Below are 17733 nucleotides of genomic sequence, written 5' to 3' on the forward strand. Positions count from 1 at the left end.
ATAATTAACTTGAATAGGAGTGGGATTTTTGAATTTCACTCCTTTTTTATAAAATTCATGGTCAAAATGAAAAAATTAATATTTGTATGTTTTTTTCTGATGCTATATGGGTATTCCTATTCGCAATCAGATGTTATTGTAATAGATCCTGCTGAAGCAAATCAAGCCGTAGTTTTTGGCGGTGATAATAAATTAACGGTGAAAGCGTGGGCAGAAGGTAATACAAATAGTGTTTCAAGTAAATTGTTTAGGGATATGAATCTTAAAATTTTACGGGTTCCTATTTTCGCTTTACAGCCTATCACGGATGCAATATATGATAATGTTATAACCGTAATAAATTCTGTTAAGAGTTATAATCCTGATGTTAAAATTTTTGCAAGTATTGCAAATGGTGATGGTTATGGCGTGGACCATCATGGTGCCGCAAAGTTTCCTTCTGGGTGGACTGGATGCTGTGATTATAACGTTTACAAACTTAACCTTACAGCCTATGCTGCTTATTTAGATAGTTTTATGCAACGAATGACTGATGCAGGAATTACTGTAGATTATTTAGGGCCGTATAATGAAGATCCGGGAGACGATTCCGATTATCTAAAGATTATAGATCAAATGAAAAAATTAGGATCCACTAAAATGGTAGGAGTTGAAAGGTGGGGATTATTAACGTCAATAGCCGATGTTGACGATGTTGAAGATAGAGTAGAAGTTGTAGGTTCTCATTTTTATGATGATACTACCATTGCTGAGGCAGATTGGGACAGTACCTGGGCCTCACTTGTAGCAAAATCTGAAGATCCAGTTTGGTATACAGAATCCACGAGGTATTCAACCGGAGATAATATTGGGCTTCTTATTGCTGGTTTGGATAATATTTTTGCACCCATAAGAGGTGGTGTAGAGAGTGTAATCTTCTATCAAGTATGTAAACGGTTTGTATATGCTAATGGTAGCCCACTTACTGTAAAATATAGTGGCTTTCAAAATATTGTAAATAATGCGGAAGGAAAGGTGATAACATCTAGTTCCAATAATGGTAATATTAAAGTTGTTGTTTTTGGAGATGGTACAACCTTGGATGTCCATATAATTAATAAAAACACAAGTAATACGAATGTTGATTTACAATTACTAAACAATTATAAAGGCAATGGTACAGTAACCAGAAAAATTTGGACAGCATCTTATACAGGTACTTCATCAAATTTTAGCCTTACTAATGAATCTAATTGGAATATTGAGCTGCCTGCAACGTCCTATTCTCATTTAAAAGTTACCTTAGATAAGGCGGTTTTAAGTATTGATGATAATGTGTTAAAGACAGGTTTACAAACTATAAAAGTGATTCCAAATCCTTCTAATAGTAATTTTCAACTAATTCTTCCAAGTGCTTCTAATTCGGATAAGATTGAATTAAAAATATATGCTGTAGATGGAAGAGAAGTCTTTTCTGAAACCAGAAAACATGAATCTAAAGTTCAAATAAATAAAACTCTCCAATCAGGAATATATTTAATTTCGGTAAAAGCGGGTTCCAATATTTTTAACGAAAAAATCATTATTAAAAATTAATTTAGGGTTTAATAAAAAACTTCTAGAAATAACATAAATTATAATAATCTAATTTAAAGGGATAACATTTCTAATTGTGATTTTCTATGCAATTAGGGGTGTTTCCTTATTTTAAATGAAAATCAACTAATTAAGATTTATAAAAGTGAAGTATTCAAAGTTAAATTGTCATTTTGATACCCTAAATGAGTGAAAATTGCCCATAGTTATTAAGATGCTTTTATTATGTTTACAAAGAATTCTGAAATAGTTATTGTAGAGAAAATGAAGATGATTGAAATATTACAATAACCAACCAGTAAACTATTTATGAAATCTCTTTTTTATTTTGCCTTTATCATAACTTTTTTGAATAGTCTTATAGCTCAAGAAAGACCAAATATTTTATGGATAACTATTGAGGATACTTCGCCTCAGTTTATAGGTTGTTATGGTAATAAAAACGCGAATACCCCAGTTATTGATAAATTGGCTAAAGAAGGTTTCCGTTTTACAAATGCATTTTCAACGGGTACTGTTTGTTCACCTAGTAGATCAACTATTATAACGGGAGTCCCTACTTATAAAATGGGAACAGGAAATCATCGAAGTAAATACCCCATTCCAGAATTCATTAAAGGGTTTCCAAATTATTTAAAACAGAAGGGGTATTACACGTCTAATAATGCTAAAACAGATTATAATATTGCAAATGAAAAGGCTTTTGTAAAGGATGCCTGGAATGAGAGTTCTGATACTGCAAGTTGGACTGGTCGGGATGTTAATCAGCCATTTTTTTCAGTATTTAATTTTGTAGAATCGCACCAATCGCGAACCATGACAATGCCTTTTGATTGGTATGAAAAAAACGTTTGGAATCACCTACCAATAAGTGATAGAATTGCGAATGATGCTTTTGATATGCCTCCGTTTTACAACGATACACCAGAAATGCGCAAACAGTTTGCTCGGGTTTACAATGCTATAAAACTTACCGATAATCGTATTGGAGCACTTTTAGAAAAATTAGAAAAGGACAATTTAAGAGAAAATACCATAATTTTCTTTTTTTCTGATCACGGTGAAGGGATGCCACGAGGAAAAACTAACGGAATTAATTTAGGGTATCGTGTGCCATTTGTTATTTGGTTTCCAGAAAAATACAAACATCTGTCGCCTTGGGGGAAGCCAGGAGCGGTGAGCGAAGAGTTGATAAATTTTGAAGATTTAGCGCCCACTATCCTAAGTCTTGCGGGAGCTGAAGTTCCGGAACATTTTAAAGGGCGTGTTTTAATAGGGGAGCACCGTTCTAAAGAAAAAGACCATTTGTTGCTTTCCTCAGATCGTTCCGACAATAGTACCGATTTGGTAAGAACAATTACCAATGGCCGCTTTGTATATTCTCGTAATTTTATGCCTTTTATGCCCGAAATGCGTTATATCCGATATATGGAGATAGGGGATATAACCAAACACATACGTTACGATTTTAAAAATAAAAAGTTGAACGAATTGCAAAAACGAGGGTTTAAACCACGTTCTGCAGAAGTACTTTACGATATTGAAAATGATCTTTGGGAAACAAAAAACTTAGCAAATAACCCAGAATATAAAAGTGTTTTGGAGACTATGAGAAGGCAGTTGGATATGGAAATCCAAAAAGCACGTGATGTACATTTTATACCTGAATATGAAATTGGACTCATTTCCAAAAATGAAACCCTTTACGAGTATCGAATGGATGATGATAACTACCCGATTAATAGGGTTTATAGTGCCGCATCTTTGTCGGGAAAACAAGGAAAGAATATTGTGGAAAAGCAAATTAAACTGCTTGAAAGTTATAATAAATTAGAAAGGTATTGGGCAGCTGTGGGATTGATGAGTCAAGATGTAAATTTTATTAAACATCATGTAAATCATTTAGAAAAAGCATTAAAGAATACGTATCCACCTGTGGCAATAACAGCTGCAGCAATCTTGTATAAAAATTTTAATACTGATAAAGCTTTCGAAGTTCTTAAGAATTTCAGCGAAAGTGATAATATGGATTTGGCCTTAATGAGTATAAACTACATGATTTATATGGAAAATAAAAAGCCATTTATTGAAACTATTAAGAATGTGCTTGCTATGCCAAAACGTAATTATAATGTAAAAGCAGCTTGTCTGGATTTTCTTGGGATACTGGGATTGGTCGATAATAATATAGCAACTGAAAACTAAACGTGAATAGAAATTTATACAAGATGTGAATTGGCTTAAACCTTTTTTAAATAATAGGAACTCATAAATATGAATATTAATCGAAATTTTATTCAACTATCGTCAACCGTATTAATCATGGTTTTTGTTTTAGTTCGTGCCAATGCACAGCAAACTAATACAACCCAAAAACCTAATGTTTTATTTATTGTTGTAGATGATTTAGGGTATGCCGATTTAAGTGTTATGGGGAGTAACTATTATGAAACACCAATCATAGATAATATCGCAAAATCGGGATGTATTTTCACAAATGGATATGCTGCTAGTGCAGTGTGCAGTCCAGCAAGAGCTAGTTTAATGACGGGGCAGTTTACTGCAAGACATGGTATTACACAGTATGAAGGCGCTAAAACTGGTCAAGATTGGAAAAATCTCAATCGTCATACCAAATTATTACCACCAGAATTTAAATTACATTTAGATTCTAGTGCTATCACGCTTCCAGAAGTGTTCAAAGAGCAAGGGTATCTTACTTTTTTCGCAGGTAAATGGCATTTGGGTGGTAAAGAACAGAATTCATTGCCTACTAATCATGGTTTTGATATTAATCAGGGAGGAAATGAACATGGTGGTCCGGTGGGAGGTTTCTTTTCGCCATTTAATAATCCTAATTTAGAAAATAAACCGGAAGAAAAGGGAATGAACCTTTCAATGAAATTAGCCAATGAAACTTCTAAATTTATTCGTGCCAATAAAGATTCATCTTTTCTAGCTTATTTGTCTTTTTATGCTGTTCATGCACCAATTCAAACTACGAAAGAGAAATGGACTAAGTATCGAAACAAAGCTGAGAAAATGGGTATTCATCAAACAGGCTTTGAAATGGAACGTATTTTACCCGTTAGAAAATACCAAGACAATCCTGTTTATGCTGGTTTGATTGAGCAGGTTGACGAAGCCGTTGGAAGTGTAATTAAAACGTTAAAAGACTTAAAATTAGATAAAAACACCATTATCATTTTCACCTCAGATAATGGTGGTGTAACATCTGGAGATAACTATTCTACAAATCAACTTAGTTTGCGTGGTGGTAAAGGTTATCAATGGGAGGGAGGTATACGGGTTCCTTATTTTATTTATGTTCCTTGGTTGTACAATGCAGAAAAAAATATTGATGTGCCAGTTTCAGGTGTCGATTTATTTCCGACACTTTTGGAATTGTCCGGAATACCGCTTCAACCGCAAGCGCATCTGGACGGTGTAAGTTTAGTGCCGCTTTTAAAAGGAGGAAACATTGAACCAAGACCACTGTATTGGCATTATCCTCATTATGGGAATCAAGGGGGAGAACCAAGCTCTATAATTAGAAAAGGGGAATGGAAGCTTATTTATTATTGGGAAGACCATCATGCAGAATTGTATAATATTGAAAAAGACATCAATGAACGTGATGACGTAGCAAATAGCAATGAAAATTTAGTTTTGGAAATGAAAAATGAATTATTGCAATGGCTTGATTCTATGGATACACATTATGCTGTTATAGATCCAAATTGGGATGAAGCAGCTTTCAAAAAAAAATTAGACGATAACAAGACCTTATTATTACCTAAATTAGAAGCTCAAAGAAAAGAAATGTTATCACCAGATTGGAAGCCAAATAGTAATTGGTGGGGAAGTCAAAATGAAAACTAAATAAAAAACAAATTCAAATAAAGTTCAAAATAATCGATATTCTAAATACACATAACATGAATACAGAATTGGTACAAAAAATAAAAAGGAGTTTTATAGATACTTATAAAACAGAGCCATTGATGATTTTTTCACCAGGTAGAATAAACATAATCGGGGAACATACAGACTATAATGATGGTTTTGTGTTTCCGGCAGCTGTAAATAAAGGCATTGTAGCAGGCATTCATAAAAGCGATTCTGGTAAATCTACTGCTTTTGCTGTTGATAAGGATGAAAAAATAGAATTTTCATTAGATAGTTTAAAACCAGCAACAGCAGGAAGTTGGGAAAATTACATTTTAGGCGTGGTAGCCGAAATACAAAACAGAAGTAAAATTATTGGCAATTTCAACATTGCTTTTGGAGGCGATATTCCGGGGGGCGCAGGTATGTCTTCCTCGGCTGCTTTAGAGAACAGTGTGGTTTTTGGCTTGAATGAATTGTTCAATTTAGGACTTTCAAAAGAAGAAATGATTTTAATTTCACAAAAGGCAGAACATAATTATGTTGGGGTAAAATGTGGAATTATGGATCAATATGCAAGTATGTTTGGTATAGAAAACCATGCTCTTTTGTTGGATTGCAGAACAGTTAAGGCTAAACCTTACAAGATAGATTTTAAAGATTACGAGCTTATTTTAATAAACACAAATGTAAAACATAGTCTCTCAGATAGCGCTTATAACGACAGACGTTCGGTTTGTGAGTCTATTGCCGATATGCTTAAAGTAAAGGCGTTAAGAGATGCTACCGAGTATGATTTGGAAAGTATTAAAGCTAATGTAACTCCAGAAAACTATCAAAAGGCACTTTATGTGATTCAAGAAAATAACCGTGTTGTAGCAGCTTCAAAGGCCATGGAAGCCGATGATTTAAAAACATTGGGAGCCTTGATATATGCTTCTCATGAAGGTTTGCAAAATCAGTATAAAGTAAGTTGTGATGAATTAGACTTTTTGGTAGCACAAGCAAAATTGAATGGTCACGTTTTAGGAGCAAGAATGATGGGTGGCGGCTTTGGAGGTTGTACGATTAATTTGGTTGCAAAAAACGAATCGGAAGCATTTCAAACTCAAGTTTCAAAAGTATATAAAGAAAAATTCAATAAAGAATGCTCTATATATGCAGTGAAACTTTCAGAAGGAACTCATTTAATAAAATAATTTTGAAAACAAAAAATGACAACCGATTTACAAGATTATTCACATAAAAGATACAATATTTTAACTGGCGAGTGGGTGTTAGTATCACCACATCGCGCAAAACGCCCATGGCAGGGACAAAACGAGGTGGCTTCAAATGAAGTTCGACCTTCACATGATGAAAGCTGTTACTTATGCGCCGGAAACAAGCGAATCAACGGCGAATTAAACCCACAGTATGAAAATGCTTTTGTGTTCACCAATGATTTTGCAGCTTTACAAAAAGACTCCAAAGTGTTTAATTTTGAAGATGGCCTACTAAAAGCTCAAAGCGAAACCGGTATTTGTAAAGTAATTTGCTTTAGTCCAGACCACTCAAAAAGTCTGGCAGATATGTCTGTTAATGCAATACAAAAAGTAGTAGAAACATGGCAACATGAATTTAAACTACTGGGTGAAAAAGAGGGCATCAACCATGTTCAAATATTTGAGAACAAAGGTGCTGTTATGGGGTGTAGCAATCCGCATCCGCATGGGCAAATTTGGAGTCAGTCTACATTGCCAAATGAAGTTGAAAAAAAAGATAAACATCAAAGGGTGTATTTTAATAAAAATAAGATAAGTTTGTTAGGCGACTATCTAAAACAAGAATTAGATAAACATGAACGTATCATTTTTGAAAACGAAAGTTTTGTAGTATTGGTGCCTTTTTGGGCAGTTTGGCCATTCGAAACTATAATAGTTCCAAAAAAACATCAAAAAAATATTCTTGAAATGAATACAAGTGAAACATCCCTTTATGCCGAAGCAATTTCGGTGCTAACTAAAGCTTACGATAAACTTTTTAATACATCATTTCCCTACTCGAGTGGTATTCATCAGGCACCTACCAATGGTGAGGATAATACGCATTGGCATTGGCACATGTGTTTCTACCCACCATTGTTACGAAGTGCAACGGTTAAGAAATTTATGGTAGGTTATGAAATGTTCGGTTCGCCACAGCGCGATATTACTGCCGAAATTGCAACACAAAAACTTAAGGAATTAGTATAATTCAAAATTTAATAATTTAAAATAACTAAACAACTAAAACAAATATGACCACACATTTCGAATTTTGGGATTACTTTATTTTCATAGCCTACGCCATTTTAATATTGGGGGTAGGATTATGGGTTTCAAGAGATAAACAAGGGCACCAAAAAAATGCTGAAGATTATTTTTTGGCAAGTAAATCACTGCCTTGGTGGGCTATCGGAGCCTCATTAATTGCAGCAAATATATCGGCAGAACAATTTATTGGCATGTCAGGTTCTGGCTTTGCCTTAGGACTTGCAATAGCCTCTTACGAATGGATGGCGGCAGTTACGCTGATTATAGTCGGAAAATACTTTTTACCCATTTTTATTGAAAAAGGATTGTATACCATTCCTGAGTTTGTTGAAAAGCGATTTTCAACGAATTTGAAAACTATATTAGCAGTTTTTTGGATTGCTTTATATGTATTCGTAAACTTAGCTTCTGTATTGTATTTGGGTAGTTTGGCATTGGAAACCATAATGGGGATTCCTATGGTTTATGGTGTAATAGGTTTGGCATTGTTTGCAGCAGCTTATTCGTTGTATGGCGGACTTTCAGCTGTTGCTTGGACCGATGTTATTCAGGTTATCTTCTTAGTGTTAGGTGGTTTGGTTACCACATATATAGCCTTAAACACGGTGTCAGGTGGAGAAGGTGTTATATCTGGGATAAAAACGGTTTATGAAGCAACACCGGACCGATTTGCTATGATTTTTGATAAATCGAACGTCTATTACGATATGTTACCTGGTGTAGGTGTTTTATTAGGAGGTATGTGGGTTGCAAATCTGTATTATTGGGGTTTCAATCAATATATCATTCAAAGAACCTTGGCTGCAAAATCATTAAAGGAAGCGCAAAAAGGAATTTTATTAGCTGCATTTTTAAAGTTAGTTATTCCGGTAATAGTTGTGGTGCCTGGAATTGCTGCTTATGTTATGATTAATGATCCTGAGATAATGAGTAGATTAGGAGCATCGGCTTTACATAATTTACCATCATTAGAACAAGCTGATAAAGCTTACCCATGGTTATTACAATTTTTACCAACAGGGATGAAAGGAATTGCCTTTGCTGCTTTGGCAGCAGCTATTGTGTCATCATTGGCATCTATGTTAAATTCTACCTCTACCATTTTTACAATGGATATTTATAAGCAATATATTAACCCAAATGCAAGTGATAAAGCGACAGTTAATGTAGGTCGTTTGTCTGCAGCAGTGGCTTTGATTATTGGAGGTATTATGGCACCATTATTAGGAGGTATAGACCAAGCATTTCAATTTATACAAGAATACACAGGCATTGTAAGTCCCGGAATTTTAGCGGTATTTATTTTAGGCTTATTCTGGAAAAAAACAACCAACAAAGCAGCAATTGTTGGTGCTTTAGTTTCCATTCCGATAGCTTTATATTTTAAAGTGGCACCAAACGGGTGGTCTACGTCTCCTTTCTTTGTTGATGTTCCTTTTATGGATCAAATGGGGTATACGTTGCTGTTAACTATGGCTGTTATTGCTTTTGTAAGCTATAAACAACATAAAGGAGCTGACGATGAAAAAGGAATTCCTATTACAAAAGAATCCTTTAAAACCAGTCCGTTATTTAATATCGGTGCATTTGCAGTGTTATTAATTGTAGCTGCCTTATATGCATCATTCTGGAATTAAAACCTAATGGAAAGCCAAGAGATAATTTTTGGCTTTCCATTTTCTTTTTTTTGTAAAATCTAAAAATTTTATTTATCCAATTTTAAGTTAAAAGGAGTTTCTTTAAAACCCGCTGAACATCAACATTATCCTTTTGTGGAATTAAAAATCGTTCCAAATCTTCATTTGTATTAATTTGTTCATCCTTATCAACAAATCCATACCCACGGTAGTTGTTGTTTTCAATCATAATAAAAGCTTCTTCATTTTCATGCCTGCCCTGTTGTTTTAAAACAATATCTTTTGAACCATTTTTAAGATGTTCTATAGCTTGTTTTACACGAACATTATATAGAGCAATGGATTCGGTTGCTTTGCAAACACCCTTACATGTTTGGATGGTAAAATGGGAACATTGAGTAACACCTTCCTGTAAATGGCAATATTTTGGACATAAATTAAACTGTTTACATAAACTTTCTAAATACAAACGGCACTCTTGAATACTGTAAAGAATTTGAATAGCGTTTGGTGTAGCTTTTAATGTGTTGTATGCTAAATGGATGATGCCATTTCTATCTTGGTAACTGAAAATGCCATAGGCTTTGGGGCTACGTTTTGCTGCTTGGTTAAATTCTGGAAAGTGGTGTTTTATGGCAGCATCTTCCATAAGTAGTGCTATAGTTTCGCTTCCTGAAAGTTCAAAGTCTATATCAGCGGTTGCTCTGCAAAGCGCTAGTTCTTTTTCTGTTTTACTGTAAAAATGACTTAATACTCGTTTTTGCAGGTCTTTGGCTTTTCCGACGTAAATGATTTTGTCTTTTTTATCCTTAAAATAATAAACACCCGTTGCATTAGGAATTGTATCAAACGTTTCTTGTGGTAGATGCTGAGGTAAGGTTCCTTCTTTGGATGTTTTTTTTAGAAAGGATTGAATAACATTATCTGCATCAGGTTGGTTTAATAATTTTTTAAATAGAATAACGGTTGCTTCTGCATCTCCTTTTGCACGGTGCCTGCCTATAATAGGAATTGTTAATGAAGCACATAGTTTACCTAAACTATATGATTTATGGCCGGGTAGTAATTTGCGTGATAGTCTTACGGTACAAAGTTTCTTTCTATTAAAATTTATTCCAATAGATTTAAACTCATTTCTAATTATGTTATAATCAAAATTAACGTTATGAGCAATAAAAATGGCATTTTGGGTAATCTCCAAAATGGTTTCGGCAATTTCAGAAAATACGGGAGCTTTGGCCACCATATAATCGTCAATGCCTGTTAATGCGGTAATGTAATCGGGAATTAGGCGTTCTGGATTTACTAAAGATGTAAATTCATTAACCAAGGTATCGTTTTCATATCTAAAAATAGAAATTTCGGTAATCTTATTTCCGGTTCCAGTGGTTTCAACATCAATTACGGTGTAAATCATGGTATTAATTTTTCTAAAGCTTTTAATTCAACACCAAGTTCATTAAACATTGTAATGATGCTGCTTAATTTTAATTCTTCTGGTGAATATTCTTGGGTGTTAATGCTGCATGTAAATTCCCAAAGTTCTAAAACTTCATCTATTGGTACACTATAATCGTGGTATGATTTGTTGTCGGATATGAGTAGTAAAGAGCCATTAAAATCGATATTATTCATAACACGTTTGTAAACCATACCGTCATTTAAAGTGACTAGTACATAGGTTTTGCCACTTTTAATCTCTGTTCTATCTTCAACAAACCGACCAACAACATAGGAGCCGCTTTTCATTGGTAACATGGAATCACCTTTTATGGGAAACGCGCGGTGTTTGCCTGTTGGAAGAAAAGGAAGCCTGATTTTTTCCAATTGCTCAATATATTCAGGGTCGTCATAACCTGCTAAATACCCAGCAGAAGCTTTAACGGGAACCACTTCAATAAGGTTTTCATTATCATTATCAACTGTAATTGGAAATAAAACACGTTGGCTGCCAATTTCAATAAAAGAGGAATCTTTAGCCTTGGTTAAATCATTCCGAAGCAAAATATCAATAGGCAATTTAAAATAATCTGATAGTTGAATAAGCATCTCTATAGTGGGTGCAGAGCGACCTTCTTCGTAGGAACCAATACGCGAGCGGGTTACGTTCAACTCATCAGCAAGCACTTCTTGCGAAAGCTTTTTAAGGGTTCTTAAATGTTTTATGTTTTTTGCTATCATTTTCATAATACTACAAATATAAGCAATAAAAACTATAATATGTAGCTAATTTTGTGGTATGAATAAAAATATTTTACATCTCGATTTAGATACGTTTTTTGTGTCGTGGGTTGATAGGGCGCATACAAGGTGAGCCACATACAGCAGATGAAAGTGAGCATAGCAATAATTACTGTAAACCCGTTCATAGCTTAGGCTGAAATGAGTTTTAGTTGGCTCAACAATTTCTGTTTTAAGTAATTCGCTTTAATCTTTCTTTACACGTTTTGAACCAGTTATTATCTTTATCGTATCAATCTTATAATCTAGTCATTGTAATACAGTGAATTTAAGAATTTTCACTTCATCTAATAAAATATAAATTATTTGCCTAAAAAGAATAAACCTATTACTTTTGAGTCTTAACCCAAATCTTATAACATGAAAAAAACATTACTTTTTATTTCCTCATTATTATTTATGTCAAATTTGTTTTCCCAAAGTATTACTATTTCTGGGGCAGGATCGACATCTGTAAACAAAACTATTTACACAAATATTGGCCCATATAATAATGCCGATTTTTGGTATTATAATTCAAATCCACAAATATGGGTGGTATACAACTACAATGGAACTGGTCAATGGGAAATTGTTCACCAAACTACGGGATCTGAAGGTGTTAGAACTGTGATGTATGTCAATCCTAGCAATGCGGCACCTGCACCTCCTTCAACAGGTTGGGTTTCGTACAATTCAAACGGTCTTAATCCGGCACCTGTTCTTTGTGGACCTGGAGTTGCAGGTAGTCCGGATTGTTCAACATTATCAATTAATGAACCACATGTTTTAGATAAAATTAACCTTTATCCTAACCCGACAACCGGGTTTATATCTATAGATGATATGGAAGGGAAAATGAAAGTATTTGATCTTCAAGGGAAAATGGTGTCAGAATCCATAATTGGGAATAATAAAACAATCGACATAAGTAATCAACCACCTGGTGTTTATGTTTTAATTTTAGAAACACAGGATTTAACTTATCATAGAAAAATTATTAAGTTATAATAATACGGAATTGTATGAACTTAAGAAAAAGGGCTGTCTTGATTTTCAAAACAGCCTCTTTTTTGTCTTGTCCTGAAATATAGCTACCTAGTATGGGATGGATAATGAGAACCATGAAAAATGGTCATTTTATTTCCGAAATGTTTTTCCGCGAGTTCAATAGCAGTTTTATAAATCTGAATTCCCATAGCATTTATTCCTTTTTGGACAAACAGTTGAGCATTTCGTCCGTATGAAAAAAAACGGCAAGACAATATCACCTTCGGCGGAAAAAAGTAGGATAGTTAAATTATCAATAATTTATTGTATTGCATTAGTTTAAAGCTGTAAATGATCTGCTTTTTAATGGTTCTCATCATCCGTTACTTCCAATATGGCGTTATTTTCTTGTACACCACAAGCTATACCGGAAACAGGGAAAGCAACGAAAAAACAAGCAATTACGGGTGATAATGGAGAGATTTTGCCATCAGAAGAAAAAAATTAATAAAATATTTTAACTATAATATTAACTAAAAATTAGCTGTTAATTTGAGGAATGAAAGACCTAAGATCATCATTCCTCTTTTTTGTTTATTCGTCAGTACAACGATTTTTGGAGTGTATACTTTGAACGTTCAAAAAGCGATAGACAGTTTAAGTAATTATCACCAATTAAGTGAAGATACATCCCGAAATTATGAACAAAACTTTAGAAATGCAAGCAAGTTACTTGATTTTGCAATCAAAAAAAATAACACGTATTATATATTAAATGGGTTAGATGGATAGGGCGGGCAAAGTGAACCACTTGCGGCGGATGAAAGTGAGCATAGCAAAAATTATTGTAAAATTCTTTTAATAGCTTAGGCTGAAAAGAGTTTTTAAATGGCTTACAAAATTCTGTTCTCAGTGGTTCACTTTTACCGTTTTTTGCACCTCCGGGTTATGAATTAATTCAAGAGTTTTTTGCGATTTTTAAAAACCTGATAATCAATTACATCATAATATGCTATTCAAAAAATGTGTTCCAAAACTAGTCAGTTTTGTGTTCACTGTTGTTATTAAATCTTCTAGTTGTAAATATATATTTTTCAACCAAATATATTACGATTTTCAATAAAAATGCTTCGTTTTTCTTAAACCCAAATTGTTTTATTAAATTCTATTTATTAACCGCTGCAAGTAAAAATTACTTATTAAATTTGACTAATGAAAGTTAGAAAACCTTTGCTCTTTTTTTGTCTTATAATAATCAACACTGTCAGTGTTTTTAATACTTATTTGCTACCCCAAACAATCAAAAATAGTACTACATATTATGCATCTATTGCAAACAACCCGGAATTAAGTTTAAGTTTAGCAAATGCATATAAATTCTTCAATAAGAAGAAAGATGAATGTCTAAAAAAACACGACACCATAAATGCCATTAACCATTTAAGGCAATTAGCCATTATTCAGAATGAACTAGGAGATTATTTGGGATGTGAAACCAATATTGTACACGCATTAAAATTATTAAACCAATTAAAAGAGACAGAGATTACAAACGAGAGTAAAGTTGGTTTATATAATCAGATAGGTCGTTTAAATTTGATTTTATTAAAATATGAAACCTCACTTGACTACTTTAAAAAAGGGTTGAAAATTGCTAAACATCCAAGACATATTAATATTTTACAAAACAATATGGCCTTGGTTTATATTAAACAATTAAATTTTGAATTAGCAGAAAAGATATTGGCTGAGATCTATGAAAAAAGCAAAACACAAGTAGGTGCAGAACAAACCACTGCTAGAGCACTGGATAACCTTGGTAATGTTCAAGCAAAATTAGGAAGGCCTGTTGCTTTAGATAACTTAAAAAAAGCACTAAAAATGCGACTAGAAATTAAAGATAATTATGGTCTTTATTCAAGTTATAGTCATTTAAAGGAGTTTTATAGCGATAAAAAGGATGTAAATAAGGCAGTTTTTTACGCAAATCAAGCTTATGATGTAGCAAAAACTGTAAACAGTATTTCCTACATTGAAGATGCGCTTTCAAATATTATATCATTAAGTTCAGATCCTAATGTGTTAAAATATAAACAATTGAAGGATAGTATTACAAATGCAAGACAAATTGCAGATAACAAGTATGCTCTTATAAAATACGACTACTTGAAAAAGGAAAATGAAGCCAAAGTGGATGGGACGGATTATGAGAACCATTAAAAGCGGATAATTTGAACTAGATCATTTACGGATTTAAACTAATGCAATACAATGAGTTATTGATAATTTAACTATGCTCACTTATTGCCGCTAAGGGTGGTATTGTCTTGCCGTTTTTTGCAAAAAGTACTTGTGGATTTTTAAAATATTCCAAAAAAGAGATTACTCTAGAAAAAGCCTTGGAATTAAAGTACGGCGCCTCTTCCGTTTGTAACCATCATCAGAAGCTGGTGCATCGCAACACGCTTCAAACTTTAAAAGTATAACAAAATCAACTTCATCCGTTGAGGTTAAGGCTATTCAATGTTCGGGGAAAATAAGACGGGAGCAAGATGTAAACGCATAACTAAAGATTCCAGTGGTAGGTGTTATCAGCATTCAAAAGATTAATATTTAATTGCACCATACGGTATTCCGTAAAATTTCTATATAAAAGGTTTTTAGTTTTATTACAAGTTTTCTGGTGAACAGCTAATTTTTTAAAGCGAATTTTTATATGCTTTTAACATGTTAAGTTTTTCATTTTTTAAATTGAATGATTATGTTTACAACTTTTAATTTTTAAAACCCCAAAAAACTAAAAACCTATGGCAAAATTTATTACAGGAAATGAACTTATAGAGGAAGTTTACGATATTATTTACAAAGCTAAAAAACAATTACTTATAGTTTCTCCTTACATAAAACTAGATGGTTATTTTAAAAATATATTCGATAAACATAAAAAGGATCCTGAATTACATTTAATAATTGCATTCGGGAAAAACCCTGGAAATCCTCAAAAAAGTTTAAAAAAAGAAGATTTGAATTATTTTAAGGACTTTCCAAATGCTTCTATAATTTATGTGCCTAATCTACACGCCAAGTATTATGCCAATGAAAGTAGAGGGGTAATAACTTCCATTAATTTGTACGATTATTCATTTGAAAATAATGTTGAGTTTGGTGTAATAAGTGAAACAAAAATAATTGGAGGTACTGCAATTGATAAAGAGGCATGGGATTCTACCATACAAATTTTAAAAGAAAATTATTCTGTATTTATTAGAAGACCTCGATTTAAGAAAAAAATGATTTTAGGTAAAAATTATATGGGGTCGGAAGATCTTCTTGATTTTACTGATGCATTGTTAAGAGGCGAGCTGCCTGAAAAAGTAAGTGTTTTTAATTTTGATTCTGAGATATACATTAATTCAGAGAATGAAACAGAAAGAATAAGCCGTGATGAATTTTTAAAAGCACATCCTAAAGAAGAAGTTGTAAATGATAAAAAAATACATGACCTACAGTCTATTAAATGTCTGTCAGCAACTAATCTTGGGAAAATAAAAGACAAATCTTTTGATGACGTTATTGATGTAATGGTAGCAAAAAATTATATTTATGATAAACAAACAATATCTCCAGAAGGTGAAAAAGTTGGTATTAAATATAATGAAAGTAAAAATGGTAACAAATGGATAGTTTACCCCGAATTTTTGTCAGAAATATTATAAATTTACCACACACCAATACCCAACAATGACCGAACAAAAAGCAAAACTAGAACAACAACTCTGGAACATCGCCAACACCCTACGTGGTAAAATGGATGCTGATGATTTTAGAGACTATATATTAGGTTTCATTTTCTATAAATACCTAAGCACCAAAATGGCATTGTATGCCAACGAAATATTAAAACCAGACGGTTTAACCTTTCAAGACATCGAAGGGCATGCACAAGAAGCCGACTATATGGAAGCCATAAAAGACGCTGCACTCGATAAACTGGGCTACTTTTTACAACCGTCCGAACTGTTTAGCGAACTCGCACGCCGTGGTAATGCAGGGGGTAAACACCAGTTCATTTTGGGCGATTTAGCAAAAGTACTTAACCACATCGAGCAAAGTACCATGGGTACCGATAGCGAAGAAGATTTCGGGCACCTGTTTGAAGACCTCGATTTAACAAGCTCCAAACTCGGGAAATCTGAAAACGATAAAAACGAACTCATCGTAAAAGTGCTGACGCATCTTGACGAAATTGATTTCGATTTAGAAAACACCGAAAGCGATGTGTTGGGCGATGCCTACGAGTATTTAATAGGGCAATTTGCCAGTGGTGCAGGCAAAAAAGCAGGCGAGTTTTACACCCCGCAACAAGTCAGTAGCGTGTTGGCGCAACTAGTCACCATAGGTAAAGACAAACTAAAAAGCGTCTACGACCCAACCTGTGGCTCGGGGTCGTTACTATTACGCGTAGCCAAAGCCGTAAAAAATGTAGGTGCGTTTTATGGGCAAGAAATGAACCCCACCACTTACAACTTATGCCGCATGAACATGATTATGCACGATGTGCATTACAAACGTTTCGACATAAAAAACGAAGACACCCTAGAGCGTCCGCAACACATCGACCAACGTTTTGAAGCCATTGTAGCCAATCCACCATTTTCGGCAAACTGGAGCGCCAGCCCATTGTTTATGAGCGACGACCGCTTTTCGGCATACGGAAAACTAGCACCAAGCTCTAAAGCCGATTTTGCCTTTGTGCAACACATGGTGCACCAACTAGACCAAGACGGAACCATGGCATGCGTACTACCCCATGGTGTGCTGTTTCGTGGCGCTGCCGAAGGGCACATACGCCAATACCTAATAAAAGACCGCAATTATCTAGATGCCGTAATAGGCCTACCCGCCAACATATTTTACGGCACCAGCATACCTACCTGTATTTTGGTATTAAAGAAAAACCGAGAGCATAAAGACAATATTTTGTTTATAGATGCCAGCCAACATTTCGAAAAGGTAAAAACCCAAAACATGTTGCGCGAAGAAGATATAGCCAAAATAATAGACACCTATACCAACCGCAACACCCAAGATAAATACAGTTATGTAGCCCCGTTGCAAGAACTAAAAGA

The 17733-nt window shown here is 33.9% G+C and carries 12 protein-coding genes; 10 read left to right on the plus strand and 2 right to left on the minus strand.

Annotated features, from left to right (window positions below):
• The first annotated feature begins 66 nt into the window (after positions 1-66).
• The 6 genes from ABYI63_RS10240 (at position 67) to ABYI63_RS10265 (ending at position 9394) form a co-directional block, all read left to right on the plus strand.
• On the plus strand, positions 67-1575 hold the full coding sequence (locus ABYI63_RS10240; protein ID WP_372756144.1) for a T9SS type A sorting domain-containing protein: 1509 nt from the start codon (positions 67-69) through the stop codon (positions 1573-1575).
• 348 nt (positions 1576-1923) lie between these two features.
• Positions 1924-3780: a sulfatase gene (locus ABYI63_RS10245; protein WP_372756146.1), complete on the plus strand. Its 1857-nt coding sequence runs from the start codon at positions 1924-1926 to the stop codon at positions 3778-3780.
• A gap of 69 nt (positions 3781-3849) precedes the next feature.
• Positions 3850-5457: a sulfatase gene (locus tag ABYI63_RS10250; protein WP_372756148.1), complete on the plus strand. Its 1608-nt coding sequence runs from the start codon at positions 3850-3852 to the stop codon at positions 5455-5457.
• A 56-nt stretch (positions 5458-5513) separates the two neighbouring features.
• Positions 5514-6662, plus strand: coding sequence for a galactokinase (gene galK / locus ABYI63_RS10255; RefSeq protein WP_372756150.1), 1149 nt, complete (start codon positions 5514-5516; stop codon positions 6660-6662).
• Between the two features lie 15 nt (positions 6663-6677).
• On the plus strand, positions 6678-7697 hold the full coding sequence (locus tag ABYI63_RS10260; RefSeq protein ID WP_372756152.1) for a UDP-glucose--hexose-1-phosphate uridylyltransferase: 1020 nt from the start codon (positions 6678-6680) through the stop codon (positions 7695-7697).
• A 44-nt stretch (positions 7698-7741) separates the two neighbouring features.
• Entirely contained in the window at positions 7742-9394 is a 1653-nt protein-coding gene (locus ABYI63_RS10265) for a sodium/sugar symporter (RefSeq protein WP_372756154.1), read from the plus strand.
• 82 nt (positions 9395-9476) lie between these two features.
• Here the strand turns inward: ABYI63_RS10265 and ABYI63_RS10270 are convergent, their stop codons facing one another.
• A complete protein-coding gene (locus tag ABYI63_RS10270) occupies positions 9477-10811 on the minus strand; it encodes an exonuclease domain-containing protein (RefSeq protein ID WP_372756156.1) in 1335 nt (444 codons plus the stop codon).
• Positions 10808-11581: an XRE family transcriptional regulator gene (locus ABYI63_RS10275; protein ID WP_372756158.1), complete on the minus strand. Its 774-nt coding sequence runs from the start codon at positions 11579-11581 to the stop codon at positions 10808-10810. Before ABYI63_RS10275 ends, ABYI63_RS10270 begins: the two co-directional genes overlap by 4 nt.
• A gap of 414 nt (positions 11582-11995) precedes the next feature.
• On the opposite strand from ABYI63_RS10275, the gene ABYI63_RS10280 reads away from it, so the two are divergent.
• The 4 genes from ABYI63_RS10280 to ABYI63_RS10295 all read left to right on the plus strand — a co-directional run.
• Positions 11996-12625, plus strand: a complete 630-nt coding sequence (locus ABYI63_RS10280) for a T9SS type A sorting domain-containing protein (RefSeq protein ID WP_372756160.1) — start codon at positions 11996-11998, stop codon at positions 12623-12625.
• Between the two features lie 1263 nt (positions 12626-13888).
• Positions 13889-14824 (plus strand): tetratricopeptide repeat protein, encoded by a 936-nt coding sequence (locus ABYI63_RS10285; protein ID WP_372756162.1) that lies wholly within the window; start codon positions 13889-13891, stop codon positions 14822-14824.
• A gap of 587 nt (positions 14825-15411) precedes the next feature.
• Positions 15412-16320, plus strand: a complete 909-nt coding sequence (locus ABYI63_RS10290; RefSeq protein WP_372756164.1) for a phospholipase D family protein — start codon at positions 15412-15414, stop codon at positions 16318-16320.
• A 25-nt stretch (positions 16321-16345) separates the two neighbouring features.
• Positions 16346-17733, plus strand: a 1388-nt coding sequence (locus ABYI63_RS10295) for a type I restriction-modification system subunit M (protein ID WP_372756166.1), incomplete at its 3' end; no start/stop codon positions are given.

This window comes from Mariniflexile sp. (assembly GCF_041583155.1).
In the GTDB taxonomy this organism is placed as follows: Bacteria; Bacteroidota; Bacteroidia; order Flavobacteriales; family Flavobacteriaceae; genus Mariniflexile.